This window comes from Paraburkholderia heleia NBRC 101817 (genome assembly GCF_000739775.1).
GTDB lineage: Bacteria > Pseudomonadota > Gammaproteobacteria > Burkholderiales > Burkholderiaceae > Paraburkholderia > Paraburkholderia heleia.
Genome location: NZ_BBJH01000009.1, coordinates 109,029 through 135,775 on the forward strand (window position 1 = coordinate 109,029; position 26,747 = coordinate 135,775).

At 62.5% G+C, this 26,747-nt stretch carries 28 protein-coding genes; 16 read left to right on the forward strand and 12 right to left on the reverse strand.

Annotated elements, in window-relative coordinates:
* Nucleotides 1-288: 288 nt before the first annotated feature.
* The 5 genes from BHE01S_RS10450 to BHE01S_RS10470 all read left to right on the forward strand — a co-directional run bounded on the left by BHE01S_RS10450 (nucleotide 289) and on the right by BHE01S_RS10470 (nucleotide 5,639).
* Entirely contained in the window at nucleotides 289-1,437 is a 1,149-nt protein-coding gene (locus BHE01S_RS10450) for a porin (protein WP_042263494.1), read from the forward strand.
* Nucleotides 1,438-1,569: 132 nt separating this feature from the next.
* A complete protein-coding gene (locus tag BHE01S_RS10455; RefSeq protein WP_042263687.1) occupies nucleotides 1,570-2,082 on the forward strand; it encodes a hypothetical protein in 513 nt (170 codons plus the stop codon).
* Nucleotides 2,083-2,298: 216 nt separating this feature from the next.
* The gene (locus tag BHE01S_RS10460; RefSeq protein WP_042263496.1) at nucleotides 2,299-3,855 is read left to right on the forward strand and encodes a methyl-accepting chemotaxis protein; all 1,557 of its coding nucleotides are present in this window, start codon (nucleotides 2,299-2,301) and stop codon (nucleotides 3,853-3,855) included.
* Between the two features lie 167 nt (nucleotides 3,856-4,022).
* Nucleotides 4,023-4,958, forward strand: coding sequence for a class I SAM-dependent methyltransferase (locus BHE01S_RS35975; protein WP_245639702.1), 936 nt, complete (start codon nucleotides 4,023-4,025; stop codon nucleotides 4,956-4,958).
* A gap of 375 nt (nucleotides 4,959-5,333) precedes the next feature.
* Complete coding sequence (locus BHE01S_RS10470) at nucleotides 5,334-5,639, forward strand: hypothetical protein (protein ID WP_042263498.1); 306 nt, start codon at nucleotides 5,334-5,336, stop codon at nucleotides 5,637-5,639.
* Nucleotides 5,640-5,731: 92 nt separating this feature from the next.
* Here BHE01S_RS10470 and BHE01S_RS10475 read toward each other — a convergent pair whose 3' ends face one another.
* Both BHE01S_RS10475 and BHE01S_RS10480 read right to left on the reverse strand, forming a co-directional pair.
* Entirely contained in the window at nucleotides 5,732-6,022 is a 291-nt protein-coding gene (locus BHE01S_RS10475; RefSeq protein ID WP_042263691.1) for a cupredoxin domain-containing protein, read from the reverse strand.
* 92 nt (nucleotides 6,023-6,114) lie between these two features.
* Entirely contained in the window at nucleotides 6,115-7,050 is a 936-nt protein-coding gene (locus tag BHE01S_RS10480) for a metallophosphoesterase family protein (RefSeq protein ID WP_042263500.1), read from the reverse strand.
* Nucleotides 7,051-7,302: 252 nt separating this feature from the next.
* On the opposite strand from BHE01S_RS10480, the gene BHE01S_RS10485 reads away from it, so the two are divergent.
* Both BHE01S_RS10485 and BHE01S_RS39790 read left to right on the forward strand, forming a co-directional pair.
* Entirely contained in the window at nucleotides 7,303-8,085 is a 783-nt protein-coding gene (locus BHE01S_RS10485) for a hypothetical protein (protein WP_157025299.1), read from the forward strand.
* Nucleotides 8,086-8,226: 141 nt separating this feature from the next.
* The gene (locus tag BHE01S_RS39790; RefSeq protein WP_167337675.1) at nucleotides 8,227-8,487 is read left to right on the forward strand and encodes a DUF2158 domain-containing protein; all 261 of its coding nucleotides are present in this window, start codon (nucleotides 8,227-8,229) and stop codon (nucleotides 8,485-8,487) included.
* Here the strand turns inward: BHE01S_RS39790 and BHE01S_RS38380 are convergent.
* Nucleotides 8,475-8,642: a hypothetical protein gene (locus BHE01S_RS38380; RefSeq protein WP_167337676.1), complete on the reverse strand. Its 168-nt coding sequence runs from the start codon at nucleotides 8,640-8,642 to the stop codon at nucleotides 8,475-8,477. The genes BHE01S_RS39790 and BHE01S_RS38380 overlap by 13 nt on opposite strands.
* A 289-nt stretch (nucleotides 8,643-8,931) precedes the next feature.
* Here BHE01S_RS38380 and BHE01S_RS10490 point away from each other — a divergent pair, with 289 nt between their 5' ends.
* Nucleotides 8,932-9,345 carry a hypothetical protein gene (locus BHE01S_RS10490; protein ID WP_157025281.1) on the forward strand — a complete coding sequence of 138 codons (414 nt, stop codon included), beginning with the start codon at nucleotides 8,932-8,934 and terminating at the stop codon, nucleotides 9,343-9,345.
* Between the two features lie 14 nt (nucleotides 9,346-9,359).
* On the opposite strand, the gene BHE01S_RS10495 is transcribed toward BHE01S_RS10490, so the two are convergent.
* Nucleotides 9,360-11,306: a putative bifunctional diguanylate cyclase/phosphodiesterase gene (locus BHE01S_RS10495; RefSeq protein ID WP_042263504.1), complete on the reverse strand. Its 1,947-nt coding sequence runs from the start codon at nucleotides 11,304-11,306 to the stop codon at nucleotides 9,360-9,362.
* Nucleotides 11,307-11,742: 436 nt separating this feature from the next.
* On the opposite strand from BHE01S_RS10495, the gene BHE01S_RS10500 reads away from it, so the two are divergent.
* From BHE01S_RS10500 to BHE01S_RS10510, 3 genes are all read left to right on the forward strand, one after another.
* A complete protein-coding gene (locus BHE01S_RS10500) occupies nucleotides 11,743-11,973 on the forward strand; it encodes a hypothetical protein (protein WP_042263506.1) in 231 nt (76 codons plus the stop codon).
* Between the two features lie 112 nt (nucleotides 11,974-12,085).
* The gene (locus tag BHE01S_RS10505; RefSeq protein ID WP_245639698.1) at nucleotides 12,086-12,487 is read left to right on the forward strand and encodes a hypothetical protein; all 402 of its coding nucleotides are present in this window, start codon (nucleotides 12,086-12,088) and stop codon (nucleotides 12,485-12,487) included.
* 153 nt (nucleotides 12,488-12,640) lie between these two features.
* Complete coding sequence (locus tag BHE01S_RS10510; protein ID WP_042263509.1) at nucleotides 12,641-13,993, forward strand: MFS transporter; 1,353 nt, start codon at nucleotides 12,641-12,643, stop codon at nucleotides 13,991-13,993.
* Nucleotides 13,994-14,017: 24 nt separating this feature from the next.
* Here BHE01S_RS10510 and BHE01S_RS10515 read toward each other — a convergent pair whose 3' ends face one another.
* Both BHE01S_RS10515 and BHE01S_RS10520 read right to left on the reverse strand, forming a co-directional pair.
* The gene (locus tag BHE01S_RS10515; RefSeq protein WP_042263511.1) at nucleotides 14,018-15,187 is read right to left on the reverse strand and encodes a GNAT family N-acetyltransferase; all 1,170 of its coding nucleotides are present in this window, start codon (nucleotides 15,185-15,187) and stop codon (nucleotides 14,018-14,020) included.
* 35 nt (nucleotides 15,188-15,222) lie between these two features.
* Nucleotides 15,223-16,110, reverse strand: coding sequence for a class I SAM-dependent methyltransferase (locus BHE01S_RS10520; RefSeq protein WP_157025283.1), 888 nt, complete (start codon nucleotides 16,108-16,110; stop codon nucleotides 15,223-15,225).
* 386 nt (nucleotides 16,111-16,496) lie between these two features.
* Here BHE01S_RS10520 and BHE01S_RS37680 point away from each other — a divergent pair, with 386 nt between their 5' ends.
* Both BHE01S_RS37680 and BHE01S_RS10525 read left to right on the forward strand, forming a co-directional pair.
* Nucleotides 16,497-16,769 carry a hypothetical protein gene (locus BHE01S_RS37680; RefSeq protein WP_157025285.1) on the forward strand — a complete coding sequence of 91 codons (273 nt, stop codon included), beginning with the start codon at nucleotides 16,497-16,499 and terminating at the stop codon, nucleotides 16,767-16,769.
* A 75-nt stretch (nucleotides 16,770-16,844) separates the two neighbouring features.
* A complete protein-coding gene (locus tag BHE01S_RS10525) occupies nucleotides 16,845-17,072 on the forward strand; it encodes a hypothetical protein (RefSeq protein ID WP_042263514.1) in 228 nt (75 codons plus the stop codon).
* A gap of 122 nt (nucleotides 17,073-17,194) precedes the next feature.
* Here BHE01S_RS10525 and pstS read toward each other — a convergent pair whose 3' ends face one another.
* A complete protein-coding gene (gene pstS, locus BHE01S_RS10530) occupies nucleotides 17,195-18,232 on the reverse strand; it encodes a phosphate ABC transporter substrate-binding protein PstS (RefSeq protein WP_157025287.1) in 1,038 nt (345 codons plus the stop codon).
* Between the two features lie 500 nt (nucleotides 18,233-18,732).
* Between pstS and BHE01S_RS10535 the strand changes: the two genes are divergently transcribed.
* The gene (locus BHE01S_RS10535) at nucleotides 18,733-20,277 is read left to right on the forward strand and encodes a hypothetical protein (RefSeq protein ID WP_245639699.1); all 1,545 of its coding nucleotides are present in this window, start codon (nucleotides 18,733-18,735) and stop codon (nucleotides 20,275-20,277) included.
* A 71-nt stretch (nucleotides 20,278-20,348) separates the two neighbouring features.
* Here the strand turns inward: BHE01S_RS10535 and BHE01S_RS10540 are convergent, their stop codons facing one another.
* On the reverse strand, nucleotides 20,349-21,236 hold the full coding sequence (locus BHE01S_RS10540) for an NmrA family NAD(P)-binding protein (RefSeq protein ID WP_042263701.1): 888 nt from the start codon (nucleotides 21,234-21,236) through the stop codon (nucleotides 20,349-20,351).
* Nucleotides 21,237-21,438: 202 nt separating this feature from the next.
* Here BHE01S_RS10540 and BHE01S_RS10545 point away from each other — a divergent pair, with 202 nt between their 5' ends.
* Nucleotides 21,439-22,305, forward strand: a complete 867-nt coding sequence (locus tag BHE01S_RS10545; RefSeq protein WP_042263516.1) for a helix-turn-helix domain-containing protein — start codon at nucleotides 21,439-21,441, stop codon at nucleotides 22,303-22,305.
* A gap of 44 nt (nucleotides 22,306-22,349) precedes the next feature.
* On the opposite strand, the gene acuI is transcribed toward BHE01S_RS10545, so the two are convergent.
* From acuI to BHE01S_RS10565, 4 genes are all read right to left on the reverse strand, one after another.
* Nucleotides 22,350-23,333: an acrylyl-CoA reductase (NADPH) gene (acuI, locus tag BHE01S_RS10550; protein WP_042263519.1), complete on the reverse strand. Its 984-nt coding sequence runs from the start codon at nucleotides 23,331-23,333 to the stop codon at nucleotides 22,350-22,352.
* A 46-nt stretch (nucleotides 23,334-23,379) separates the two neighbouring features.
* Complete coding sequence (gene acuR / locus BHE01S_RS10555) at nucleotides 23,380-24,015, reverse strand: acrylate utilization transcriptional regulator AcuR (protein ID WP_042263520.1); 636 nt, start codon at nucleotides 24,013-24,015, stop codon at nucleotides 23,380-23,382.
* Between the two features lie 111 nt (nucleotides 24,016-24,126).
* A complete protein-coding gene (locus tag BHE01S_RS10560; protein WP_042263522.1) occupies nucleotides 24,127-24,714 on the reverse strand; it encodes a flavin reductase family protein in 588 nt (195 codons plus the stop codon).
* Between the two features lie 155 nt (nucleotides 24,715-24,869).
* Complete coding sequence (locus tag BHE01S_RS10565; RefSeq protein WP_042263523.1) at nucleotides 24,870-25,820, reverse strand: DMT family transporter; 951 nt, start codon at nucleotides 25,818-25,820, stop codon at nucleotides 24,870-24,872.
* 116 nt (nucleotides 25,821-25,936) lie between these two features.
* On the opposite strand from BHE01S_RS10565, the gene BHE01S_RS10570 reads away from it, so the two are divergent.
* Nucleotides 25,937-26,743: an AraC family transcriptional regulator gene (locus BHE01S_RS10570; protein ID WP_042263526.1), complete on the forward strand. Its 807-nt coding sequence runs from the start codon at nucleotides 25,937-25,939 to the stop codon at nucleotides 26,741-26,743.
* The last annotated feature ends 4 nt before the right edge of the window (nucleotides 26,744-26,747 follow it).

Below are 26,747 nucleotides of genomic sequence, written 5' to 3' on the forward strand. Positions count from 1 at the left end.
CGGCTTGTTTGCCGTCCGCTCTCTATTTGGCCGTATGCGAGCGTTGCACGCATACCACACCGAACCATGCGAAAGACAGTTGGGGAGCCATGGCGCGTGACCGATTACCCGACTATCCGTAGGTGTGGCCGTCACCTTCCCAATCTTTGTTGATTCTGGAAATGGTTAATCCAGATTGGCGCATATAAGTTCAAAAAAGGTCGAACTATGCTCCCGCCACGATTTCAATCGTTCAACTGGCAGCACATCTGATCTGCCGAAAAACTATCGATCCGGGAGGCCAATCTAATGAAAAGAGTCGCGAGTTCTCACGCCATTGGCGCACTTTTAGCCGTTGCAACGTCATCGGCTTTCGCACAGAGTTCCGTCACGCTATATGGACTCGTTGATACGGCAATCCGCTATCAGACGAACGCCGCGCCGGATGGCAAGGACCTGATCGGCATGACGGTCGGTCCGGAAACGCACAGCCGCTGGGGACTACGCGGCAGCGAAGATCTGGGCGGCGGTCTTTCCGCGATCTTCCGCCTTGAAAACGGCTTCGAACTCGGCGACGGGAAACTGCACGTGCCGAACACGCTGTTCAGCCGCCAGGCGTACGTCGGCCTCTCGAGCAGCCAGTTCGGCTCGGTCACGTTCGGCAACCAGTACGCGCCTCTCTACGACACCATGGGCGACATTTTCGACCCGATGACAGTTGGCGACTATTGGCAAGACAGCTGGATGTACAACGGCATCGGCAACTACCTTACCGTTCCGAACTCCGTCAAATACAAGTTTTCGTCCAACGGGCTGAGTATCGACGCGATCTATGGCTTTGGCAACCATGCCGGCGCCATGGGCCTCGACAGCACGTATGGCGTGGAACTGACGTATGCGCGCGGGCCGGCGTCGATCAATGCGGGGTTCCAGCAGACCTCCGTCTCGTCCCTGAACGGCAGTTCGGTCAATGGCGCGAAGGTCAACTTCCTGCATGTGAGCAGCGCCTATCAGATCACCAAAACCGTACGCCTGCTGGCCGGCTGGCTGCACGGTCAGGACACGACCGGCACAACGGATTTCAACATGCAGCAAGCCGGCGCGCCGACGCTTCGAGGCAGTAGCCCGAACCGTATCGACGACACGCTTTATGTCGGTGGCAACTGGCAGGCAACCGACCCTTTGCTGATCACGGTGGCCGGCTACTACGGTCACACGCGTAATGCGGAACGACTCGACGGCACGCTCGGTTCGGGTATCAACTACTCGGCCACCGTGCTCGCCGAGTACTCTCTGTCGAAGCACACCGAGGTGTACGGCACGGCGGATTTTGCGCGAGGCAATGGGGCGTTTGCCGCCGACTATCCGGGCGTGACCAATACGGCCACCGGCAATGTCGACAGGATCGGTCGAACCAACAACGTCGGTGTGGCGATCGGCATGCGCCAGATGTTCTAGTTGTGGTGGTGGACGCCGGGTGCCGGGTGCCCGGTCCGGCACGTCGCGGCGGTCTCGATTGAGCCAGGTCAACGCGACACGGCAATTCGTCTCTACCCTGAAGGTAAGCTCATGGCGGGTCGAGTTGCTACCATGCACCGAGTCTATTTCCTTCTCCCCGGCGCCGAGGCGGCGCGCTCCCTTGTTGACGCTATCGAGCAACACGGGATAGAGCGCCGCCATATTCACATCGTTGCGAATCAGCGTATCGAAACGGATGCGTTGCCCGATGCATCGCTGGTCGAGGGCAGTGAGATGAAAGCAATCACTGCCCGCGGCATCGCCGCGGGCATATTCGTCGGAACAATTGCTGGGCTCGCCGCAATGCTGCTTTCACCTGCAGGCGTAACAGTTGCGGGCGGCGCAGTGTTGGCCTTGACGCTGGTGGGCGTCGCTTTTGGAGAGTGGCTCTCGACCACGCTTGGCATCGACGAGACCTGCGAGCGTTACAAGCAGTTTGTCGAAGCGGTCCGACGCGGAAATGTCCTTGTGATCGTAGAGACACATTCAGCAGAGCATATTGAATGGGTCAAACGTGTCATGGGGGACAAGCATCCCTATGCGCTGTTCGAGTCAGGCGGCGATACGGTCGCCCTCATTCGTTGAACGGGCCCCCGCCGACCTTGTGCTCCGCGGCGTTCTTGTATCACCGCGCAGAGACGACTACCAGACATTGCGCGAATAAATGACTCTTCTGGAATCCGTGCTAATGCAACGGCGATTCTGGACGTTAGTGATATCTGTGATCTTCGCATCTCACACACGCGTTCAACAGGCTGCATGCACGCATCACGGATCTTCTGCTCAAACTACCGCCACACTATGACCAAAAATGTCAGTATTCGCGCCCGCCTCGCGTTGGCGATGGGCTTCCTTGCAGCACTGTTAATTATCGGCGGACTCATGGGAGTCATGGGCGTCCTGATGAGCAACGGCGATGTAAAGCAGCTGTACGCCAGCCGTCTGGCTTCTTCAGAGGCTTTGAGTCAGTCGAACGTGGCGTTGTCCAGGGCGCGTCTTTGGCTTTATCGCATTGCGCTCGATCCGGCCAGTCCGGAAGTTGAACAGGAAACCCAGACGGCCCGAGATTTGCTAAGTACATCGAAGAAGGCATGGGACGCCTATCGCAAACTGCCTTTTTCGGGGCCCGAAGAGGCGCAGCGCGCGACGGACGTCAACAGCAAATTCGACGCATTCGTCGCAAACGGGCTTGACCTCATGTTTGGCGCAATTGCAACCCACGACGCCACGCAAATTCTCAAGGTATGGAAAGACCTTCCGCCTTCACTGTTTATCGATGTGTCCGATGGCATGGATGCGCTCGGCGCGATTCAGGTCGTGACCGCGCGTGAGATGTTTGAGACCGCGCAAACGAGATTTCACTGGTTTGTTGGAATAGCGATCATCGGTATTGCGATTGCGCTGGCAGCCGCGGCTTTCGCGTGGTGGTCGCTGCAACGGGCAATCGGTTTGCCTCTTGCGAGGGCACTGGAGCACTTCAAGGCGATTGAAGGCGGAGACCTGACGATGGACGTCGAAGTCCATTCGAGCGACGAGATGGGGCAGTTGATGTCCGGCCTCGATGCGATGCAAGGCAAGCTCGTTCAGACGATCGGAGCGGTGCGGGAAGGATCGCGGTCGATCACAACCGCCACTCAGGAAATTTCGGCGGGCAACCTGGATCTGTCACAGCGGACGGAAGAGCAGGCGGCTTCGCTTGAGCAGACGGCCGCATCGATGAATGAACTGACTTCGACCGTGCGTCAGAATGCTGACAATGCGAAACAGGCGAACGAAGTGGTGAGGAATACGGCCCAACTCACCGAACGGGGCAATCTGGCGACGCAGGAAGTCGTGCAAACGATGCGAGGCCTCTCCGATGCATCGGGAAAGATCGCTGAAATCATCGGCGCCATCGAAGGCATTGCTTTTCAAACCAATATCCTGTCGCTGAACGCAGCCGTCGAAGCAGCCCGGGCGGGCGAACAGGGACGCGGCTTTGCTGTCGTCGCCAGCGAAGTGCGCTCGCTGGCGCAACGGAGTGCGACAGCGTCCAGGGAGATCAAGGATCTCATCACCGACTCGCTACAACGCGTTGAAGCGGGTGCGAGGCAAGCCGATAGCGCGATCGGTACGATGGAAGCCATACTGGACTCGGTCAGGAAAGCGAGCGCCTTGATGAACGAGATTACCACCGCATCGGAAGCGCAGTCGAAGGACATCGAACAAGTCAATCGAGCCGTGTCGGAAATGGATCATGTCACGCAGCAAAATGCTGCGCTGGTCGAGCAGGCATCGGCGGCTGCCCTGTCACTGAAGGAGCAGGCGGGAAAACTGGAGAGCGCGGTTTCGATATTTCTCCTGTCAAGAGCGGGATAGGCCTGGACAACGGTGCAGCCTTCTTAAGGCTGCCATCAGGAACAGTCACATATGCTTCCGCCAGGCCTGTCATGACGCGTTGAGCCGCGGAACATCTGCACACGGACATCGCATCGAGGCGTGGCATTTCAACCTCCTGCTTGACCATAACGAGAATGCCCTTGCCGATGTCTTCCTCGCAATCCTCACGGGAAAACGAACAGTGGGCGGACTGGCTGCTTCGCGCTCGCTTCTCTGGCAGTCCCGAGCGCGAACGCGTGTTGCGCGCCGACCTGCGGCGTGACGCCGATCGATTGCTCGACCTGGCGCGCCTGGGTGCCGGTATGACGATGCTCGACGTTGGGAGCGGCGACGGCCTTCTCGCCCTTCGGGCGATCGAGCGTATCGGTCCGTCGCTCGAGGTGATCGCAACCGACGTATCTGCGTCGCTGCTACGGCACGCCAGCGAGCGGGCGGCGGAACGCGGCGTCGCCAGCCAGTGCGTCTTTCTGCGATGTCCGGCGGAGTCCTTGAGCCTCATCGAGGATGACTCGGTCGACGTCGTGGTCGCGCGTGCGGTCGTCGGCTATTTGCCGGACAAGCCCGCTGTTTTCCGGGAATTCCTGCGAGTGCTCAAGCCCGGCGGCCGCATCTCGCTTGCCGACCCGATTCGCCGCGACGAAGCGTTCGAAACGTGCTCGCTGAAAACCTTGATCACGACCGGCGGCGCGGAAGGCGTCAATCCGTTTTTTACCCTGCTTCATCGCTGGAAGGCCACCCAGTTTCCTGACACGGAAGAAGCTGCGCGCCAGAATCCCATGACGAATTTCAGCGAGCGTGATCTGGTGAGCTTCGCAATGAATGCCGGGTACACCGATATTCATATGGAGTTCCACATCGATGTCGGCACCGCGAAAGTCAATGACTGGGACGTGTTTCTCGACAGCACGCCTTTCCCGTGGGCGCCGACACTCAGGCAATTGCTGTCCGATGCCTTCACCGCGCGGGAGCGGGTATTGTTTGAACATGCCCTTCGTCCCCAGGTGATCGCCGGGGCGATGGCCTCCGCGGACCGCATCGCGTATCTTTCGGCGATGAAGCCCTCCGTGGCTGACCACCGCTAGCGTCGCCGGAGAACAGGAGATTGGCCCGTATGGATGTTCATTTCGACGGACTTGCGCGCTGTGTAGCTCGTGTCAGCCATGACAGGTTGCGCCATTCGACTATGACGGGAAACGACTCGATTCGGCTTGCCTTACTTCTTTAGAATAGACACAGGCGCGAGTAGGCGAAGGGTAAGTTTTCAGTTAAGCGCACGACGACGACCGGCTTGCGTGGACAGGGATGTTTCGGAACGCTTCACGTGCACCGGCAATGTGGGATCCAGAATATGCGCCACGCGTATCGCTGGATTCGTCGGCGTCATTGGTGGTCCGCCGTCCGGACAAATTCCATGTTCGCGCGGGCAGTTCGGCCGGACGGCGGCCTGGAGAGGCAGGATGAGCAACGACAATCCGTCGCCGAGGCGCGCGACATACGAGAAAGGGATCCGGATCGGCGGGTACGGATGGTTCAGCCGCCTGGCGGCCGTCGTCGTCAGCACAATCGTGCTCGTGGTGGCAGCGATGCTGTCGGTGGTGCTGCTGGCAGTGCTGTTCGGCGTAGGCGCGATTGTCGCCGGCTATCTCTGGTGGAAGATCCGTGCGCTGCGCCGCCAGGCGCGCGAGTTCGGCGACGACGGCCGGACCGTCGACGTCGAGGTTGTGTACAAGGACTCGCATGGCGACGATATCGCGAAACGCTGACAATACAGGAATGCCACTGATTGCCGGTGCGACGTCTGCGGGCGCGGCTGGACCACGTGAGGTCGTCACCGCCGCGCCATAAGCGCCCGTTTCTACTGCACCGTGATGGTGGCCTTCATATACGGGTGAATACCGCAGAACACCTTGTACACCCCCGGCTTGTCGAACTTGAACTGATACGTATCGTTCTGGTCGAGCGCGGCGGAGTGAAAGACGCCCGCATCGTTGACGACAGTATGCGGTTCGCCGTCCATATTTTTCCAGGTCACCGTGGTGCCCGCCTTGACCGTGAGGGCCATCGGCGAAAACATGAAGTTCTTGATGACGATCTGATTGGGCTCCTGCGCCTGCGCGGCAGACAAACCAAAGGTCGCCCCCGCCATGAGTATCCCGATCCCGTAGAAGAGGCCGAACGCGCGACGATAGTGAATGGAGAGCATGGCTCGGATCCTTGTTCAGTGAGCAAGACGCAAGGTCAGGCGAGGGATGTGTCGGAAAGCGTCGCCGCGAGCGGATGGCGCGTGATACGAATACTGGTGACGCCAAGCATTTTCGGTAGCTGATCGCTCGCCACCTTGAGCGGCCCGGGTCCGGGGCCGTCGCCGGCCGTCGGTTGCGGATAGGCCGTCGAGCGCGCCGTGTGGAACGTGATATTGCCCTCCACCTTGGAAACGATCTGATGAATATGGCCATTGAGCACGGTCACGGAGCCGAAGCGCTTTAGATAATCCATTGCCTGGCCCGCATCGCCGGTGCCCCAGCCCCATGGTTCGTAGATCGTCCACATCGGCATGTGCGTAAACACGACGATCGGCGTGCTCGACGTGCGGCCCTTCAGATCGTTTTCCAGCCAGGCGAGTTGGTCCTCGCCCAGGTTTCCCAGCCCGTTCGGCTTGAAATGCATGACGTTGACGAGCGCGATGAAGTGCACGCCGTTGTGGTCGAAGCTGTAATAGCCGCGGTTGTCCGAGGCCTTGCCGAAACGCTTGAAGTATTCGCCTTGCGGGCCATCGGTCACGTCGTGTTCGCCGGGCGTGGTGTGCAGCTCCGTTATGGTGAGGCCGGACAGCAATTGCGCCGCCAGATCGAATTCCTCGGGTTTGGAGAGGTGGGTGATATCGCCCGTGTGAATCGCCAAGGCGGGTTTGACGGGCATGGCGTTGACATAGTCGATTGTCTGTTTGAGCGTGCCCGCGACATCGGGATTGGCTTCCTTGTTGAAGCCGATGTGCGAGTCGCTGATCTGCAGAAAGAGCGGAACGCCGGCGTTTTCTTTGGCGCTCGCCGCCAGCGCCAGCTCCACGGGCGTGAGGATGCCTCCGGCCAGAACGAACACGGTGCCGGCACCACCAAAGGCGAGGCATTTCAGGGCATTGCGGCGTGACGGTTGGGAAGGAAGATCTGACGACATGATGTCCTCTCGACTGGGTTCAGGAAGTCGACCGCCGGTGCAACACGGAGCGCCTCCAGGGCGGGCTTCACGTGCAGTACCGCGAAAGCAGCGGTTTTATTCCCGAATTTTTTGCGCTGATCGGCACGGGAATAACCGGTGTGCGTTCGCGGTATGGCAGGCGTGGCACACGAAATGGCGGAAACCAATATGGACATCGTCGGCATGACCCGTCGCCGCTCCAGCGCCGCGAGAATCGGCGTGCAATTCTGGATGCGCAGGCTTCAACTCACGTCGGGCCTCGTGATGCTGACGTATCTCTTTCTGCATCTGGTCAATCACGCGCTCGGCATCGGGTCGCTCGAGCTTGCCGGACGCGGTCTCGTACTCGCGCTGCGGCTTTGGCGCAGCACGCCCGGCACGATCGCGCTATATGGCGCCGCGGCGGTGCATTTCGCGCTGGCATTGCACACGATTTACGGACGGCGCCACTGGGCACTGCCGCCCGCGGAATGGATCCGCCTGTGGGCAGGGCTCAGCCTGCCGCTCCTGCTGATCCGCCATGCGGTGACGACCCGGCTTGCGTCATCGCTCTATGGTTTCGAACCCAACTACGAGCGCGTCATCGTCGTGCTGCTCACGAGCGGCACGCAAGGCCTGCAACTCGCGCTGCTGGCGCCTGGCTGGATACACGGATGTCTCGGGCTGTGGTTCCGGTTGCGCCACCATGCATGGGCGCGCCGCATGCGGCCGGCGCTGCTGACCGTCTTTGCCCTGTTGCCGCTGCTTTCCGCAGCGGGCTTCATCCACATGATGCGAGCCGTCGAGGGGGAGCGCCACCTGTTGCCGCCTGTCGATGCCGCGCTCGTCGTTCATCAAGCCGCCCTCGACGTCGCACGTCGCGATCTCGTCACGCTCTATTTCGTCCTGGTTGCCGGTACACTGATCCTGGGCCAGTTGCGTAACGCACTGGAGCGCCGCAGGCTGCGCCAGGAGTCGGTGGACGCCCGTTTGCCGGCACGCAGTGCATCGTCCGGACAGGATGTTCACGAATGACTTTCGATGTCGAATTTGTTCCGATACGAAGGCGAAAACCTTATATTCAGCGCATGCGGACAAGGGCGAATATACGGGTTCCAGTCGTTGACGGGAGCGGGGGACGCTTCATCAGCGAGTCGCGAGCATCCGGGAGGGGACATGTCCGCAGTTGGTGCGATCCACAGGGATTCGCGTTCCGAGTCGTTGAGTTCGGTCGCCGCGCGATTTAAAGGCAGAACGGTGCGCCTGTGTTCAGGCGGGCCGTTAATGACGGTGAATCAGGTCGTGCCGACGGCATTTGGTCCGCAGCTTTCCTGTGCATGGTTCGAGTCGCCTAGGTCGACCAAACTCATTCGGGCCGTATTCAGTACCGATGCGGTTCAGTTCGCTTGCGCGCTGTCGGAAGCTCAGACGCTGTAACCCGAATCGCGCATCAGCTGGCGCGATACGTCACCGCCCACGCCTTGCGCATCGAATTGCCCGCGGAGCTTCGCGTCTGCCTTGCGGGTGACGCCGCGATGCATGGCCACGATGATCGCGAAGAAAGCGATTAGAAAGATCGGTAAGCTAAGCATTGTGTTGCTCCTGGCTAATCAGATCAGACCGGAGATCTGTCTGCCGAGTTCACCCTGAAGAGTCGCATGGCCCGGGCCCGACCGGGTCCGACGGCGTCCACTCCAGCGGCCAGGACGTTCACGATTTATCATTCGTGACGCGAGGTGCCAGAATATGTGGTTAGTCCGTAGCGAGGCGACGGCCTGCCGGCCGCGGAATGATCCGCCCCTCTTTGCCGGGTTGCGCACGCGTATATCGAAGACGCCCGCCTACCCTTGAGACCAGGACGCCGAATCCCATCTACCTGTCGTGAACCAGCGTATCCGTCCCCCCTTGCCGCCTGAATGGCCGTTTCCGCCGTATCGCGACGTTTCCGGCCGCACCTTCGGCGATCTCGTCGCGCTTCAATATCGCGGCGCTGGCGTTTGGCTCTGGCGGTGCCGGTGCGGCGCCCACGTCACCGCCGCGCTCGATGCGGTGGAGGGCGGCCAGACGCGCGATTGTGGCTGCGGTGAGCAGCGCCGCGTGTGGCGGTCCCGGCCGGGCTCGCCCGCGCTGAAGGGCGGCGAGGTATTCGGCCAGCTGACGACGGATCGCTATGCCGGCGACAGCAAGTGGGTTTGCCGGTGCGATTGCGGCAATGAGGTGACGGTGAGCGCCGGGCGCCTGCGGCTCGGCCAGGCGCGTTCGTGTGGCCGCTGCCTCGGCGCGTTGACCGGCTGAGAGAGGCCCGTTCGTCATTCTCCCGTCAGGCGAGCCATCGCTTCGCCCTCGCTTTCGCGCTCCAGAAAAGCCGCCACTGCCGAAGCCTCCATCGGGCGGGAACAGTAGTAGCCCTGAATGAGCGTTGCCCCGAGCGCCGCGACCGTTTGCAGTTCGGCCGCCGTCTCCACGCCTTCGACGATGCAGTCGAGCGACATCTGCCGGCTGAGATTGAGCAGCGTGCGAACCACGGTGAACGCCGTCGTGCGCGCCTTGAGACCGCTCACGAACATCCTGTCGATCTTCAGGCGCGTGAGCGGCAGTTTGCACAGGTACGAAAGGCTCGAATAGCCGGTGCCGAAATCGTCGACTGACAAACCGCAACCCAGCGTGCGCAGCACCCCGGCCGCTTTCTGGACCTGCTCGAAGTCCTTGGCCATTGCGGTTTCGGTGATTTCGAAGTCGAGCCGGGCCGGGTCGATGCCGCTGCTGACGATGTACCGGGCCAACTCTTTCACGGCAGGTTCACTGGCGAAATCATGCGCTGAAAGGTTGAAAGACAAGCGGATATGCGCTGGCCATTGCTTCGCGCAGGCCAGCGCCTTGGCAAACAGCGCGAGGGTCAAGCTGTTGATCACGCCGTTGCGCTCCGCGGCGGGAATGAATTCGCCGGGCGGGACCGTGCCGAGCAACGCGCTTCGCCAGCGCGCCAGGGCTTCGAAGCCGACGGTGCGCTGGCGATCGAGCGAATAGATCGGCTGGAACGCGAGGTCAAGTTCACTGGCGAGATCGGGGGAGCGTAGCGCCTGGGCAATCTGCGACTCGCGAATGATGGCGTTGCGGTGCGTCTCCGAAAAGATGGTTACCGAGCCGCGCGAGCGGCGCTTGCTCTCGTAAAGTGCGTAGTCTGCCGTTTCGAACAAATCCGCCTTGTTTCGTGAAATGTGCGGATAGGTAGAGAAGCCGATCGTCGCCCCGAGGCGAACAGATATCTCGCCGACCAGTATGGGTGTTTGAAAAACATCGCAGAGGGTGCGGCCGAGTTGCGAGAGGCCAGCGTCCGCGCAGTCGTCCGTGACGATGATGCCGAATTCGTCGCCGCCCAGCCTCGCAAGCGTAATCGTGCCGCGCGCCGCGCTGGCGAGGCGCGACGCGACTTCGGCCAGCACATGATCGCCCAGCGAGTGGCCATGAATGTCGTTGACGGACTTGAAGCCGTCGAGATCGACAAGGCCCACCGCGAGCCGTCCACCCGATGCGACGGCAGCATCGAAATGCCTGTCGAGCGAGGTGAAAAAGGCCCGCCGGTTAGGGAGATTCGTGAGACTGTCGATATTCGCGAGGCGCTTGTTTTCGGCTTGCGTGGCAACGAGATCCGAGAAGTTCTTGAAATGCGTGAATGCAACGACCAGCATCGCCAGCGAAACCAGCGACGTATCGATGGCGATCGCCTGGAATACACCATTTCCCGAACTCAGGAACGTAACGACGAGCGCGCCGTTGACAATGGCGGTGACGGCGAACGCCGCCTTGACGACGTTCATCAGGCAAAAGATGACGCCGACGACCGTAATGGCCATGTAAAAGGCGACATGAAGCTTGAATGCCGCGCCGCCATGAGGCAGCAGGGAGAGCGACCATGCCGTGAACGAAATGGAGAAGATCCAGGCGAGCCTGTTGGAATTGCCCAGGATCGCAACCGCATCTTGCGCACTCACACGGATCCTGGAGAGCCGCAGCCAGGAGACGACGCGAACAAAGCAAAATCCAGTGAGCACCAGCGGACAGATCACGCCTTGCCATGCGGGAATCTCGTTCTCGTGAGGCAGCACCATGCCCCACGTGTTGACGACCAGCAGCCCATACATCATGGGAAGCTGATAGATCATCACGCGCAACTGCGCCAGCTTCAGGGCAGCGCTGTTTCCGGCGAGGAAAGTGCGCCGAATCGTTCCCCAATACTGGGCCAGAACGTTGGACATTGTCTTGCGAGTCGGTGCGGTCCCGTTGCAACAACCGGGAACGAAATGTAATACCTCCGTTTACGACCGCTCGCATTATTTCTGGAGGCAACGCGCGTACTTTTCATGATCGGCGACACCCACACGGGCCTGATCGGCAAAACGACGTAAGGAGAGGCATATCTCAAGGATGACGAAATAGTTGTCAACGCGCCGCCCGATGAAACCGGTGTGGCGACGGTGCACGGCAGCGCGTTCGGACTGGGCCTCTCTATTGGTGTTGCCCAGGTTACCGATGATGCGCGCTGGATAAGCGCGGTCTCGCCAGCGGCGGAGCCGCCAATCGCAATGGGATGAGATTGGCGCAAACGTTTGGCATCCTCGGCGAGGTGGGCGTCCTGGTGTTCGCTTGCCGCCCCGGCCTAAAGTTCGCCTGGCCATTGCCGAAATACCGGCCATGGCGCGCAAACATCCCGACTATCCCGACAAACCACCGATCTGGGCAGAGGCGCGCGCGCTCGAGGCGAGCATTCGCGTCATCCGTCGCGCGCAAGGCAAGAAGAACCCCGAGGACTTCCCGGCGGGGAGCCCCGAATGCACGGCTGCCATGGATGAGTTCGTGCGCGACGTCTGCCGCGCCCTCGAGATCGATATCAACACGCTCGGCAAGGACTCCGGCGACCTTTGACGCTTGCCATCCCGGTGGCCGGCTCCGCGCGGACCGTCGTTTGTATCCTCCGCACGCGGGAATGCGGATTGCGCGCTCCGGAACAACCGATGACGAGTTCACGAGGTTGCACGTGAAGACAACGCTTACGCTCGCATTGTCGTTGTGTTTCGGCGTGGCGCTGCTCACGACCCAGCCAGCACATGGCGCAGATCCCGCCTCCGACTCCGCGCCGCCGTGCGGCAAGCTCGTGGGAACAAGCGCCGCCGGCGGCTTCGCACTACGCAGCGGCGAACCGGTCGATTTCGTTACCGCGGGGCAGGCCACGCACGGCACGTTGTTCGTTTTCAGCGATGGCCCCGTATTTCGCGCGTACTGGCAACCCGAAGGCAGCGAGGAGAAGTACGCGCTCGCCAACGCCGGTCCGGACAGCGTGCGCCTCGTTTCGACGCCGCCGCAGGGCACATTGACCCGTGGCGCCCAGCCCGGTGTTGCCACACAGCCAATGCAAGTGCTTTCGTGTCCGAAGCTTTAATTCGCCATGCCGTTTCCGGTTCATATCCCACCATGTGAACCGTCCTTTCGTATCGCGCCGCGAGCGACTAGTCTTTAACGATACCAAACGGACGAACGGTCCGGCACGTCACTGGCGCACCGCGCCGCGCAGCCGGCCTCGATGGAGACAGATATGGAGCTTGAAACCCGCACCATGGCGCGCGTGACGGCAAGGCTCGTGCCGTTCCTGATCGTTTGCTATTTCGTGGCGTATCTCGATCGGGTCAATGTCGGCTTTGCTGCATTGCAGATGAACAAGGCACTCGATCTTTCCGCGAGCGCATTCGGCTTCGGCGCAGGGATCTTCTTCATTGCCTATTTCTTCTTCGAGGTGCCGTCGAACCTGTTGCTCGAACGTTTCGGCGCAAGGCGCTGGATCGCGCGCATCATGTTCACGTGGGGTATTATCGCGGGCGCGATGGCATTCATTCCGGACCTCGCCCGCATCACTGGCATGTCGAACGCACATGTATTCTATGGACTGCGTATCTTGCTCGGCGTCGCCGAGGCGGGTTTCTTCCCCGGCATCATCTTTCTGTTGACGCTCTGGTTTCCCGCCAAATACCGCGCGCGCGTGGTGGGCTATTTCATGGCGGCCATTCCCTTGTCGACGGTGATTGGCGGCCCGGTTTCCGGCTCGCTGCTTTCGCTGGACGGCAGAGGGGGGCTGGCGGGCTGGCAGTGGGTCTACCTGATCGAGGCAATTCCCGCGGTCGTGCTCTCCGTCGCTGTGCTCTTCTATCTGACCGACAAACCCGCCGACGCCAACTGGCTCGCCGACGACGAGCGCCGCTGGCTCGTCGATCGTCAGGCGCAGGAGCGTCGTCATCGGGAGAAGGTGCGCACGTTCAGCGTGCTGGAGGCGCTCATCAATCCGCGCGTGCTGGCAGTGGCGCTGATCTATTTCGGTGCGAATGCAACCAATTACGGCCTCAGTTTCTTCCTGCCGCAGATCGTCAAGGCGTTCGGCCTCACGAATGTGCAGACGGGCTTCGTCACTGCGCTGCCCTACGCAGTGGGCGTCGTTTCGATGGTGCTGTGGGGTCGGCATTCCGACCGCCGGCTTGAACGCAAGCGTCACGTCGCATTTGCGCTGGCCGTCGCAGCCGCCGGTATTGCGGCTGCCGCGGGACTCGATAATCCGGTGCTCAAGATGCTGGCGCTTTCCATCGCGGGCTTCGGTATTTTCGGTTGTCTGCCGGTGATCTGGACGCTGCCGGCCGCGTTTCTTTCGGGCGCGGCAGCGGCCGGCGGCATTGCGGCCGTCAATTCGCTCGGCAATCTGGCGGGCTTTTTCGGCCCCTACGCGATGGGCTGGATCAAGGACAGCACCGGCGGCTTCGGCGCGGGCCTGCTATGTCTTGCGGGAGCGGGGCTCGTGGGCGCGGGCGCGGCGCTCGTCCTTCCTCACAATCCGGCGCTCGAAACGCTCGACGATTCGCCGCAAACCGAAACGCATGGGGAGGGCGGTGTGGTAAGGCCGTGAGCGGCGCCTGGGTGCGCTATTGGCTCATTTCAGGCGCGTCGTCACAAGCGTCGTGACTTTTCGATAGACGCGCCTCGCCTGGGCCCACGACAACGCCAGCTCGATGAGCCGTCCGCGCGCATTGAGCACGACGATACGCGATTCGTGCCTGGTTTCGCGATCCGCCCAACGTACCTTGTAGTCGCCATGCAGCGGCCGAAAGTCGAAATCGCGGCCATGGGCCTGGGCCCATTGCGCGATGTATTCGATCAACAGGTTCCCCACCGAAAACACGCTGAACGCCTCGTCGTAGGTGGTGATCAAATACTCGACGCTGCGCGCGCCGACGAGATTGACCGATGCTGCCACCGGCTGCCCATTGACTTGCACATAGGCGACAAGCGGCAGGGTGGTCAGGTCGGTTCGCTTTGCAAGGTCGATGAAGAAATCGCGTACCCGGTCTTCCATCAAATAGGGCGATTCGATTCCGCGCTTGAGTGCCCATTGGCGCTTGTTGGCGAATAGCCACTTCAATACGCGCTCGGTGTCTTCGGCGCTATTGCACCAGCCAAAACTGACTTCGCCTTCGCGCCGCAGCCGCTTCGCGCTCGAACGCAGCGCGGCGCGCAGCGTCGAATGCCGCGTTGCGAGGAAATCGTTCCACGTGGACGCGGCGCGCAGGTTGATCGAATAGCCGGGCATCACGCGCCATCGCTGCGGCAGCGCGCGCTGCACCCAGGACTGCGGCGCGGCGTCGAGCGCATGTTGCAGCGTGCTGCCGTTTTGCAGCATCGGAATGTGGAGCGCATCGGCGTGAATCCGCAAGACCGCCTCGACCGCTGCATCGTAAAGTTCCGCGCGCCGGGTGTCGGCGATCAGCGGGCCGCCGTATTCCTCGCCGCATCCGCAGCCCAGTGCCCGGGCCGTTCGCCACGCGCCTTTGCGCGTGATGGCAACGGGCCATAACGCCAGAAGGTCACGCGCGTCGTGCACCGTCGCGACTTCGACCTTCGCGCCGCTCTTCAGCGCCGCCGCGACGGCAGCCTCGCAGTAGGCAAAGCTGATGAATGGAGAATACGCCTCGGCTCCGGATGAAAGCGCGCGCCATTGGGGCTCGAATGCGCGAAACGCATCGACGGTCTCGCACGTGTGCAACGCGTACCGGAAGGAAGCGGCGGGCGACGACTCGTATATCGCCGCGACGGAGGTCGGCACTTGCGTCTCCTGAATGAATTCCTGGTGCTTGCGATTCAGCCTTCAAGGGAAGTGCTGAGGCGGTCTTTCGTCGTAATGCGGCGATTGCGGTCGGCGAATGTGTCGGGGCGCGCGCCGCGCACGCTTTGCCAGACGACGACGTTCTCGTGGTCCTCAGGCCCGAATCCGACTTCGTCGTGATCGTACGGAAATACGCCGGCGAACCAGCGCTGCAACTGGCGGGAGCCGTCGAAGACTTCCCCGCACACGGGGTTATCGTAGACGATGAAAAGGTGCTCGATGGTGCCGCTCGCGAGGCCCGCTTCGAGTTTCTCCAGCAACGACGCCATCAGCTCGGGACCGAATGGATTGAACAGAAAGACGACTACGTTGCCCGACGGCACCTTCAAATCGGCAACATTGGCGTGCAATGCGCGAATGGGCGGCCGTTGCGGGAAGCGCCGCGCCATGACGGCCGCGTTCGCGTTCGCCGTTCTCACGAGGTCCGCGCTGATATCGTAGCCCAGCGCCAAAGAGAACGGATACTCGGAGGCGACGATCATCGGCCGGCCCTTACCGCAGCCGATGTCCATGAACGTATAGCCGGTGACATCGCCCAGGGTATCGAGCGCTCGGCGGATGATGGTCGGCTGCGAGCCCATGTAAGGCCTGAGTTGAACGGCAAGATCGGCGTCGTGCTGCAGCGCGTTGGAATCGACCAGTCCGCTCGTGTCCGTGCCGTGCAGGAGATCGATGGGGTGGCGCCGCAGGCAGCCGGAGTACACCGCGCGTAATACCGGAACGCGAATGCAGATGCGCCGTATCGGGGGGATGAACATCGCGCGCTGCACGCTGTCGGGCAACCGGGCCACCACATTCAGCAACGGTTGCTTCAGTGCGCGCTCCAGCGCGAATCGGGGGCCGCCGTGTGTCGTTGTTCGCATGGATCGATGCGCTGTGAGCCTTCTGGACAGGGGTTGCCGATCCATCATGATCGCGCAGTGCGTCGCGAGGTTGCCGCCATTCATCGGTTGTATTTAGACAAAAGGCCCGAATTCGCGGCTTACTAACGAGTGTCATATGGCCGGCGTAGGGTTGTGAGCAGAGAGCCAGATCGTCGTGGGCGGCGTGCTTTTTCGCCGTCCGGTGAAGGCGCTTTCATGGCGGCGACTGCCTCAATACTCTCCCTGATGTTTTCGCCTTGTTTTCCGTGCCTTAATGAGCGTTCTCGCGCGGTTCGGCGGGAGTCGTGCTCCGGCTTCGCAAGGTATCGGTGCAGGCGGGTCTCCAGGTTTTGTCTACGCAATACCCAACCGGAAGAGGCGAGACGATGAACGCGCGAGTGGATGCTGAAGCGCGCCGTAAGCGGTATGCAATGCACCGCCTTGGCCTGGCAATGAAGCGGCTGATGAATGCCGAGGCAGAATCCGAAAAAATGATGGCGACGCGCTGGGTGAATGCCTGGAGCGCTTCCGTTGGCGAGCGGTGGTTCGCGGCAAGCCCGTATGGCAGGCTGAATCAGGCAGCGTTGATGCGTGCCCCGTTAAAAGGCGTGCCAGGCTCTCATAATGTGCCGAAATCGGGAAGGCAATCGTCAATATGAAACAAAACGCATATTTCATTGACCAATGGGGCCGGGAAACGATATTGTCATAATTTAGACATTTCCGCGCTTACCTTGGCCCTTGCAGAATACGAAACCACCCATCCTCTGAGCGTCGAACTGGATGGCGTGAATTACGCGGGTGCTTACCGCGTCATGGCCGGAAGCGTCATCGTCTACTTCGAAAACGAAATCAAGTTCGCGCAGTACGGAACGAATCGCCCCGAGATCATCGCCCGCTGGGTGTTGACGGACCTCTGCCGTAAATGCGATTCCCGCAGGCGCAAAGCAGGCAAGCGTTGATTCGTGCAAGCGCGTGGCGTCGGCATGTCGCCATGCGCGCGTTCAGTGTGCGTTCTTGCTCATCAACGCCTCCCCGGCGCAACGGCGCCCGGCGCGTGAACACTCGTGAATCGACGTGGGCGCTACTGTGCGGCAACCGCCTTGTGTGCGTCGTCGTCGCTCTTATCGTCGTACCATTGCGCGCGGATTTTCGTCACGACAACGGCAGGCAGCGGAATATAGTCCAGTGCCTGAATCGTCGGCTCGCCGTGCGTGAGGGCCCAGTCGAAGAACTTCAGCGTTGCGGCATTGTGCGCCGAGTGGTCCGGTGTCGCCTGCAACAGCACGTAGGTCGCGCCCATCACGGGCCATGCGTCCTTGCCCGGCTGATTGGTCAGCACCTGAAAGAGCGAGCTTGACCAGTCCGCATTCGCTGCAGCCGCGCTGAAACTCTCGATGCCCGGCTGCACGACGGCGCCCGCCGCGTTGGTCATGGCCGTGTAGGTCAGATGATTCTGCTTCGTGAAGTCCCATGCGACATAGCCAATTGCCCCGGGCAGGTAGCCTACGAACGTGGCGACGCCTTCATTACCGTTCCCGCCTATCCTCAGCGGCCAGTGAACACTGGCGCCTTCGCCGACCTTGCGTTTCCATTCGGGGCTCACCTGCGAAAGATAGTGCGTCCAGATCAGCGTCGTGCCCGACCCATCCAGACGCCGCACGACAGCGATCGGCGTGTTGGGCATCTTGATCTTCGGATTGAGCCGCGCGATGGCCGGGTCGTCCCAGTACAGGATCTTGCCGAGAAAAATCTGGCCCAGCACCTCGCCGTTGAGCATCAACTGGCCGGCCTTGATGCCCGGAAGATTCACGACCGGCACCACGCCGCCTATCGCGGTGGGAAACTGCCGCAATCCTTCCTTGCTCAATTGCTCGCTCGTGAGCGGGGCGTCGGAGCCGGCGAAGTCGACCGTGCGCGCAACGATCTGCTTGATGCCGTCCGTCGAGCCGGTGCTGCGGTAGATCACCTTGCCGCCGCCGGACTTCTGGTAGTCGGTGGCCCAATGCATATAGAGCGGCGCGGCGAGCGTGCTGCCGCAGCCAGTCACATCCTGTGCGTGGCACGTCAACGCGCAAACGCCGCAAACGAAAGCGGCAATCAGAGGGGGGATTGGTCTCACGAGCTTCTCCCGTTATTCATGTTTTGCGGGATGTCGCGGAGTCTGCCTGGTCCGCGTACTGTCAATTACAGTAGGGTGACAGGCAGGATTCAAATTGAATCCTGCTATCGTCTGTCCGATTTTCGACGAAGCCTTCGAGCAGGCATGGGCGAACAAATAATGAGGATAACAAACGAAATAGCCGAAGCGAAAACGGGCTGAGGCGCCCGATTTTCCGCAGTGGAAATCGCGTGAGCCACGCCGCATTGCCTGCAACGAATCTTTCACAGAATTTCGCTACGGTAAGCAGGATTGACCCCGTGTTCGTCTTGACAAAACGCCTGTAATTCCTTTCGGAGACGCTACAGATGGCCATCCATACCCTTCGCTCAGCATTTTGCGGCGCTTGTTCCGTCGCGCGTCCTTCCCGTCTTGCTATCGCCGCTGCTTTGGTTTGTGCCAGCGCAGCCGCAGCCGCGCAAGATGGCAACGCGTTCTTCGGTGGTTCGGGCCTGCTCGTCGTGAGCCGCAGTGTGTACGACAATCTGTCGAGCAACGTCACGCCCGGCATGACGCTGCCGCCCGGTTGCAACAGTGCGCAGGCGAGCTGCCCCACGGGCGGCGCGCCGACTGACGGCACATATCCGGCCGTCTGGAACAACGTGCTCTACGATCCGAGCTTCGGCATCACGGCGCGCATTTTCCTCGACACCATGACGCCGGGCGGCCAGGTCGTCCACACGCTTGAAGTGCCCAACAGCCTGCATCCGGGCCATGGCCACGACCAGCTCGTGACGAGCTTCAGCTCCAAGTCCGAACTCGCGCTCAACCTCTCGAGCGATGGCCGTTACCTGACTTTCATGGGCTACGTTGCGCCGGTCAATACGATCGACGTATCGAACTCGAATACGCCGGGCGCGATCGATGCGACGAATCCGGACGGTCAGGCGTTCTATCGCGCGGTCGCGCGGCTCGACGCCGAAGGGCACTTCTCCTTTACGCAGACGAATGCATACAGCGGCAATAACGGCCGCGCCGCATTGCTCAACAACGGCAACGACAACGGCGAGGGCAACGGGGTTTACTACACGGTAGGCAACGCGGGCAACGGTTCGAATCCGCAGCCGGCAGGCGTGATTCTCGGGGCGGGCGCGCAATTCATCGCAGCGACGCACCAGCATGAGGCGCAGCAAACGCCCGGCACGCCCACGCCGCTCGCGAGCTTCTCGGTGACGCAACTCGGTGCGAAGGCCGACAAGGTGGGCAAGGACGACAACTTCCGCGGGCTCACCGTCTTCAACAACGTCGTGTACTTCACGAAGGGCAGCGGCAGCAACGGCGTGAACACGGTGTACTTCGTCGACACCACCGGCAAGGCGTGCCCGTCCGGCGGCGTAGGCGTGCCGGTGGCGGGCGCGAAACTGCCGTCCAGCCCGCTCGCGTACGACGCTGCCACGTTGACGACCAGCGGCTTGCCGAACAACGTATGCGTGCTCGCGGGCTTCCCGGCTACGCCGAACAAGACGGCGACGACGCTCTCGTACCCGTTCGGTCTGTGGTTCGCCGACGCGAACACGCTCTATGTAGCCGACGAGGGCGACGGCTACTCGGGCGGCACGGATCTGTATACGCACGCCGCGCAGCAGACCAGTGCGGGCCTGCAGAAGTGGGTGTACAACGCCGGAACGAAGTCATGGAAGCTCGTGTACACGCTCCAGAACGGCCTGAATCTGGGGACTTCGTACACCGTTGCCGGTTATCCGATGGGTACGAACAGCGCGACCAACCTGCCGTGGTCGCCCGCCACGGACGGCCTGCGTAACATCACGGGCCACGTCGAGCAGGACGGCACGGTCACGATCTGGGCGATCACCTCGACGGTGAGCGGCAACGGCGACCAGGGCGCGGACCCGAATCGCCTTGTCGCCGTGCGCGACGTGCTGCGCAACACCACGGCTTCGGGTGCCGCGAACGAGCGCTTCGTGACGCTGCGCAACGCGGGCTTCGGCGAAGTGCTGCGCGGGGTGTCGCTCGCGCCGGGCAACCAGTTTGGCAAGTGGTTCTGATCGCTGCGATCTTGCAGGGACGGCCGGGCGCGCGTAACGCCCGGCCGTTTTTTGTCATCGCGGCGTGCGCGCTATTTGCTGTTGAATTTCGCAACGAGTGGCCCGAACACGTCGTCCAACGCGGTCGTGCCGAAGCGCCGCTCGCTGCGGCTCGCTTCCACGTCGATGCGGCCGGTGTTGTATATGTCGTAAAGATCGGTGATGAGCCGGCTGTGCTTCTCGCTGATTCCGCCTTTGAGAAGCATGGGCGTCCACGATTCGCGCGGCAGTGCGTAAGGCGTGATCGTGCGGCCGCTCGCCTCGCTCAGGGCCGCCGCGATGTCGTTCACGCTGACCCTCTGCGGTCCTTCAATGCTCACGATTCTCGTCGTATCAGACTGATGCGATTCCAGCAGCAACCCGGCGCTCGCCGTGCCGACGTCCTGTGCGGCGACCGTGGGAAAGCGCCGCTCCAAAGGCAGATGGAGGCTCGGCAGCGTACCGGTTGTGAGCGCCCCGGGAATGAACGCCGCCCAGTTCTGCATATGTTCCGCCGAGCGCAGCAGCACCAGGTGCGTAGCAATGGGCTTCAGCTGTTTTTCGAGATAGTGATAGAGCCGCGTGATGCCCGTATTCAACGGCAATTCCGCGCCATAGTCGGAAATGGCGAGCAGCGTGGCGGGCGGGTTTTCGCGCAGGGCGCCGGTCGCGGCGTCGATCATCGTGCGCATGGTTGCTTCGGGATCCGTATCACCGGATGGGACAGGACATAGCAGCTGGACGGCGTGAGCGCCCTTGATCGCGGCCGCGACCGACTGCGCATCGGTCAGATCCGCAAGCGCGATTTCGCAGCCCAGCTCCGCGAGGCTTTCGCCCTGGCGGGCGTGGCGCACCACGGCGCGCACGGGCTTGCCCGCACGACGCAACGCGGCGGCGGTGACGCATCCGGCTTTTCCCGATGCTCCAAAAATCACGAACATGATTGTTCTCCTGGTGTGCGTGGTCTGCGTCATCGTAGGCAGACGAACGCCGCTTGGCGCGCAGGAACGGATGGCGCTGCGCAGAAACGGATGATTGAATACGTCCGCCATTGCGCGGTGCGCGGGCATGGCCGCAATCCAGTAAACTGGCCGCAAACATCGCACGATTTCCCGCACCGCTTGAGCGTCGAAAAGGAATGCCATGAGCGCACTGATCGCAGATTCGCACCGGCACGCAGGAACAAGCGTCAGCCTGCGCTCGAGCGCCGGGTTGGGCTGGCAGGGCGGTGGCGCCGAACTGCTGCGGGTGAGTGCGGGGCAGCATCGTTTTCCCGCGATGGCGTATCACCGCATCGGCATTCATGTCGGCACGCCGGTGCGTGCGCGCTGCGCGTGCGACGGCCGCCGTCAATCGCGGCTCCAGGCGCATGGCGACACGGATGTGGTGCCCGCCGGGGTCGAAGGCGAATGGACCGATGACGCGGACTGCACGATTCTGCGCGTGTGGTTCGACGACTCTTTCGCGCGATCGATTGCCGAGCAGATGGAGAACCCGTGGGGCAAGCGCGAGATCCGGCCGCATCTCCAGTTGCGCGACCCGCGCATCAATTCGCTGGCGGGTGCGCTGTTGGCCGAGATCGATGCGGGAACGGCTTGCGACCCGCTATTCGCCGAGAGCATTGCCACCGCGATGGTCGTGCGGCTGCTCGGCGGCACAGCTGCACCAGACGGCCGGGGCGCAGCGGTGCTGGCGGCACATAAAGCGGCGCGCGTGACCGATTACATCGAGAGCCATCTCGATCAACGCCTCACGCTTGCCGAACTCGCTGCGCTCGTCGACCTGAGCGTGCCGCATTTCAAGGCCCTGTTTCGCGAAACGCTGGGGATGCCGGTGCATCAATACGTCGTGCGCCGGCGCGTCGAACGCGCAAGGGCGCTGCTCATCGAAGGCAGACTCAGCCTGAGCCAGGTGGCGCTCGAAGCGGGGTTCGCGCATCAAAGCCATATGGCGCACTGGATGACGCGGCTTCTCGGCGTCACGCCGCGCGCGTTCGCGAAGGGTTCGTGAACGCGGCGAAATTGTGAGGCGTTGAATCGCCGCGGCTGCGCATATTACCGGTTGACGTCCACCACGAGCCGCCCGCGCACATGCCCGGCGAGCAGATCGTTCGCGGCCCCAATGGCCTCGGCCAGGCCGATCTCTTGCGTAATCGTGTCGAGCTGCTTCAGATCGAGCGTCTCTCCCAACGCGTGCCAGGCTTGCTGCCGCTGCGCCAATGGACGCGTGACGCTATTGATGCCCAGCAGGCTCACGCCGCGCAGAATGAATGGCGCAACCGTCGCGGGAAGATCCATACCTTGCGCCAGGCCACAGGCAGCCACCGCCCCATCCGCGCGCAGGCTCGCGCAGACATTTGCCAACGTGTGGCCGCCCACCGAATCGATCGCGGCAGCCCAGCGTTCTTTTTGCAGCGGGCGCCCCGGCTCCGACAGCGAGGCGCGGTCGATCACTTCGACGGCGCCGAGCTGCTTCAGATACGCCGCCTCTTGCAGCCTGCCGGTGGAAGCCACGACGCGATAGCCTCGGCGCGTGAGCAGCGCGATGGCAAAGCTGCCCACGCCTCCGCTCGCGCCCGTGACGAGCACGTCGCCGTGCGCGGACGTGATGCCGTGCTGTTCGAGCGCGAGAATGCAGAGCATGGCCGTGTATCCGGCCGTGCCGACCGCCATCGTTTGTCGCGGCGTGAAGCCCTTCGGCAGCGCAATGAGCCAGTCGCCCTTGACGCGCGCCTTCTGCGCGAGGCCGCCCCAATGTTGTTCGCCAACGCCCCAGCCGTTGAGTACGACCGCATCGCCCACCGCGTAAGCAGGGTTCGTGCTTTGCGCGACCGTCCCTGCGAAATCGATGCCCGGAACCATCGGGAAGCTGCGAACGACCGGGCCTTTGCCCGTGATCGCGAGGCCATCCTTGTAGTTCAGCGTGCTGTAGCCGACATCGACGAGCACGTCGCCTTCCGGCAGGCGCGCATCGTCGAGTTCGGCAATGCGTGCTTCATACGATCCGGATTCCTTATCAATCAGAATGGCCTTGAACATGATGGATCCTGCTCCTGAAACAGTGAACGGTTGGGGCTGCCGCGCCTCATGCGCGCGGCAGCCCCGCGATGAAACCTCTAAAGAATGTGTCGAGTGGCGCTGCGCTGCGCACGAGCCTCGCCCGCAGCACGGCACCTTCCCAGCCTATCCAGAAGAAGGCGGCGAGTGACGCGAGGTCGATTCGTTTGGCGAGCACGCCTTCGCGCTGGGCCTCGCGCAGGCACGCCACGATGCGCGCCTGCCAGCCCTGCAGAATGCGTTCGAGCGTTTCGCGGAAGTCGCCGGGCAGGATGTCCACTTCCACGCCGAGGTTGCCCACGAGGCAGCCGCGTGTATAGCGGTGACGGGCCATGCCTTGGCTGGCGTCGTCGACGAAGGCCCCGAGCCGCTCCAGGGCGGGGCGCGTGTCGTCCTGCAGCCAGCGGTCGAGCTTCGCGCAAAAGTACGTGTCGTACGCGGTCATCAACTCGCGCCCGAATGCTTCCTTGCTGTCGAAGTAGTGATAGAACGAGCCCTTGGGAATGTTCACCCGCTTGAGCACGGCATCCAGCCCCGTGGCCGCGAAGCTCTGTTCGGTCAGCATTTCCATGCCGGCGCGAATGAGCGTTTCGCGTGTGCCGGCGTGCGCGCGCGGGTCTTTCGGCGGCCTGCCGCGGCGCGGTTTGGCGATGATCGGTTCCATGTCGCCGATATTAGACCGATCGTCTACAAAATTCAAGCACGCGCTCGTTTGAATCGCCAGGGGCGACTTCATGGCATCCGGGATCGTAGCGGCCTGCTCGCGTATGCGCGCTTACGCGAGTTCGCGCGCCTTCGTCGTATCGCCGGCGCGCACGAAATTGCCTGCGCCAAGATGGTGGATCGTATGCAGGTCGGCGTTGCTGCTGTCGAGTTCCCAGTGGCCATTGCGGAAGGCGCGTGGGTCGGCCGCGGCGGCGATCACTTCGGCGAAGCACGTATCGTAGGCGTCTTCGGTATGCCGCTCGGGAATCAGGCGGCATTCCATCCACGCGCAGCAGCCTGCTTCGAGCAGGGGCACGCCGAGCCTGGGGCCCGTAATCGCGGCGATATCGAAGCGCTGGAACTTGTCGATCTCGCGGCCACTTACGCTGCCCACGGCATAGGTCAGGTCGATTGCGGCGGCGCCCGGAATGATCACGCCGAACGTGCCGCTCGCGTTGATGAGTTCGCGCGTGAACGTGCGCTTGTCGATCACGATGGCGATGCGCGGCGGCGTGAATTCCACAGGCATCGACCATGCGGCCGCCATGACGTTGCGGCGCTTGCCGTCGCTGCTGGTGACGAGCACCGTGGGGCCGTGATTGATGAGGCGGCTCGCGTGTTCGAGCGCCACGGGCGTGAAAGTCGAGAGGGTTGGCATCGGGTGCTGGATTCGCTGGGAGTCGGAACCCGAGTGACTTTACCTCAGAATTCGGTGAGTTCGTGGCCGAGGCGGTCGTGCGCGAAATGCCGGCGGGCAAGCGCGGCGCGTCGGCTTAATCGCGCAGGACCGCACTCATCCGGCTGCCAAACCGGTCAGGAAGCCTGCGCGCCGTTTGCGTCGGCGGCACGGCGCCCGAAAGCCTGGCGGACCCAGCCTTGCGCGTTCACTACCAGCAGGCCGAGCAGCACGAGCGCCGCGCCGAAGAGGAACGCGGGCTCCACGCGCTCGTGCAGCAGCACGATGCCGAACGCCACGCCGAACGGCGGCGTCATGAACGACAGTACGCCGAGGCGCGCGGCCAGATAGCGGCGCAGCAGCCAGAACCACACGAGATAGCTCACGAACGAGACGAGCAGGGTCTGGAATGCGAGGGAGGCCAGGGCGAGCGGCGTGCCGTGAAAGTGCGCCTGGCCGGTCAGATATGCGAACGGCACCAGCACGACAAAAGCGCCCGCCAGTTGATAGAAGAGCGTTTGTGTGGCGGGCGCCTCGCTCAGGCGGCTCGTTCGCACGACGACAGTGGTGAGCCCCCACGCCGCGCCCGCGCACAGGCCCATGAAGTCGCCGGGCAGCCACATCGGCGAGCCCGGTATGTCGGCGCCCAGCAGCGCGGAGCCGAGGAACGTGATGACGATGCCCGTGAAGGCGATCGCAATGCCGCCCCATTGCAGTCGCGCGAGGCGTTCGTCGGGCAGGCGCACATGCAGGCCGATTGCCGCGAACATCGGCGCGGTATAGATGAATACGGCCATATGCGAGGCGTTGGTCCAGCGCAGGCCCACGGCCACGAACACGAATTCGAGCGCGAACAAGCCGCCTGTGACAAGCCCCGCGCCGCGCGCCACGCCCGGCAGCCAACGCTCGCGCGAAACGAACTGGTTGAAGAGCCACACGAGTGCCGCAGCCACGCCCGAACGCAGCCCGATCTGCAGCATGGGCGGGATGTCCCCGGCCACCGCCTTGATCGCGACCTGTTGCAGACCCCACGCGAGGCAGAGCGCCACCATAATGGCCACGGCCGTTGCGTCGACTTGCTTTCTCATTGCGGGCTCACTGATTGGAAGGATTCGGCTGAAGTCTGCTTGCAGTGGGCGTAGTATTGATGCGTCGGGATGCGCGCATATAGCGCAAAACTGACAATCGATAGCCCCAGACTGCCATGCCCAAAACACCCGACCGTGCTCGCCCGGCGCGCTACCTGCGCCTGCCGCCCTTCACCGACGTGCTGCCCACGCCCGTGTTCTTCCGCATGGAGCACATGCCTTCGCACGCCACGTATCCGCAGATGTGCCACCCATGGGGCGAGTTCGTTTATGCGTTCAGCGGCACGACCGAGGTGAAGGCCGGGGACGAGCACTACATCACGCCGCCGCATCTCGGGCTCTGGATTGCGCCGGGCACGGAACACGTGGGGTTCAACGAGCAGGAGACGGTGCATTGCTCGGTGTACATCAGCCGCGACCTGTGCACGCGCATGCCGGCAACGAGCTGCGCGGTCATGGTGTCGCCGCTCGTGCGCGCGATCCTCGAGCATCTGCGCGCGACGCCGGCGGAGGAAGAGGGCGAGGCGCAGCGCGCGCGTCTGTTGCGCGTGCTCGTGGATCAGCTGTCGACCAGCGCGACCACGGGCAGCTTCGTCCCGCATACCGACGACGCCGATCTCAACGCGATCCTCCAGGTGCTGCGCCAGAATCCCGCCGACAACCGCTCGCTTGCCGAACTGGCCGATGCGTATCACATGAGTGAGCGCACGCTCATGCGGCGCGCGCAAAACGAACTGGGCATGTCGTTGACGGAATGGCGCCAGCGCATCCGGCTCGTCAACGCGCTGCCGATGCTGCATGCGGGGCGCAGCGTCGAGGCCGTGGCGCTGGATCTGGGGTACGCCACGTCGTCGGCTTTCATCGCAATGTTCCGACGATTGACGGGCACGAGTCCCGGGCAGTTCGTGGCGCGCACGCGTTGAGCAT

What these genes read in the sequence shown, in the direction of transcription:
- BHE01S_RS10565 (WP_042263523.1), bottom strand. Translation starts at nt 25,820, where the DNA reads ATGAGAAAGCAAGTCGACGCAACGGCCGTGGCCATTATGGTGGCGCTC.
- BHE01S_RS10485 (WP_157025299.1), top strand. Translation starts at nt 7,303, where the DNA reads ATGCGCAGGCTTCAACTCACGTCGGGCCTCGTGATGCTGACGTATCTC.
- BHE01S_RS38380 (WP_167337676.1), bottom strand. Translation starts at nt 8,642, where the DNA reads ATGCTTAGCTTACCGATCTTTCTAATCGCTTTCTTCGCGATCATCGTG.
- BHE01S_RS10450 (WP_042263494.1), top strand. Translation starts at nt 289, where the DNA reads ATGAAAAGAGTCGCGAGTTCTCACGCCATTGGCGCACTTTTAGCCGTT.
- BHE01S_RS10470 (WP_042263498.1), top strand. Translation starts at nt 5,334, where the DNA reads ATGAGCAACGACAATCCGTCGCCGAGGCGCGCGACATACGAGAAAGGG.
- BHE01S_RS10480 (WP_042263500.1), bottom strand. Translation starts at nt 7,050, where the DNA reads ATGTCGTCAGATCTTCCTTCCCAACCGTCACGCCGCAATGCCCTGAAA.
- BHE01S_RS10495 (WP_042263504.1), bottom strand. Translation starts at nt 11,306, where the DNA reads ATGTCCAACGTTCTGGCCCAGTATTGGGGAACGATTCGGCGCACTTTC.
- BHE01S_RS10500 (WP_042263506.1), top strand. Translation starts at nt 11,743, where the DNA reads ATGGCGCGCAAACATCCCGACTATCCCGACAAACCACCGATCTGGGCA.
- BHE01S_RS10545 (WP_042263516.1), top strand. Translation starts at nt 21,439, where the DNA reads ATGAGCGCACTGATCGCAGATTCGCACCGGCACGCAGGAACAAGCGTC.
- BHE01S_RS37680 (WP_157025285.1), top strand. Translation starts at nt 16,497, where the DNA reads ATGAACGCGCGAGTGGATGCTGAAGCGCGCCGTAAGCGGTATGCAATG.
- BHE01S_RS35975 (WP_245639702.1), top strand. Translation starts at nt 4,023, where the DNA reads ATGTCTTCCTCGCAATCCTCACGGGAAAACGAACAGTGGGCGGACTGG.
- BHE01S_RS10455 (WP_042263687.1), top strand. Translation starts at nt 1,570, where the DNA reads ATGCACCGAGTCTATTTCCTTCTCCCCGGCGCCGAGGCGGCGCGCTCC.
- BHE01S_RS10510 (WP_042263509.1), top strand. Translation starts at nt 12,641, where the DNA reads ATGGAGCTTGAAACCCGCACCATGGCGCGCGTGACGGCAAGGCTCGTG.
- acuI (WP_042263519.1), bottom strand. Translation starts at nt 23,333, where the DNA reads ATGTTCAAGGCCATTCTGATTGATAAGGAATCCGGATCGTATGAAGCA.
- BHE01S_RS10560 (WP_042263522.1), bottom strand. Translation starts at nt 24,714, where the DNA reads ATGCCAACCCTCTCGACTTTCACGCCCGTGGCGCTCGAACACGCGAGC.
- BHE01S_RS10460 (WP_042263496.1), top strand. Translation starts at nt 2,299, where the DNA reads ATGACCAAAAATGTCAGTATTCGCGCCCGCCTCGCGTTGGCGATGGGC.
- BHE01S_RS10540 (WP_042263701.1), bottom strand. Translation starts at nt 21,236, where the DNA reads ATGTTCGTGATTTTTGGAGCATCGGGAAAAGCCGGATGCGTCACCGCC.
- BHE01S_RS10475 (WP_042263691.1), bottom strand. Translation starts at nt 6,022, where the DNA reads ATGGCGGGGGCGACCTTTGGTTTGTCTGCCGCGCAGGCGCAGGAGCCC.
- BHE01S_RS39790 (WP_167337675.1), top strand. Translation starts at nt 8,227, where the DNA reads ATGTCCGCAGTTGGTGCGATCCACAGGGATTCGCGTTCCGAGTCGTTG.
- BHE01S_RS10520 (WP_157025283.1), bottom strand. Translation starts at nt 16,110, where the DNA reads ATGCGAACAACGACACACGGCGGCCCCCGATTCGCGCTGGAGCGCGCA.
- BHE01S_RS10570 (WP_042263526.1), top strand. Translation starts at nt 25,937, where the DNA reads ATGCCCAAAACACCCGACCGTGCTCGCCCGGCGCGCTACCTGCGCCTG.
- acuR (WP_042263520.1), bottom strand. Translation starts at nt 24,015, where the DNA reads ATGGAACCGATCATCGCCAAACCGCGCCGCGGCAGGCCGCCGAAAGAC.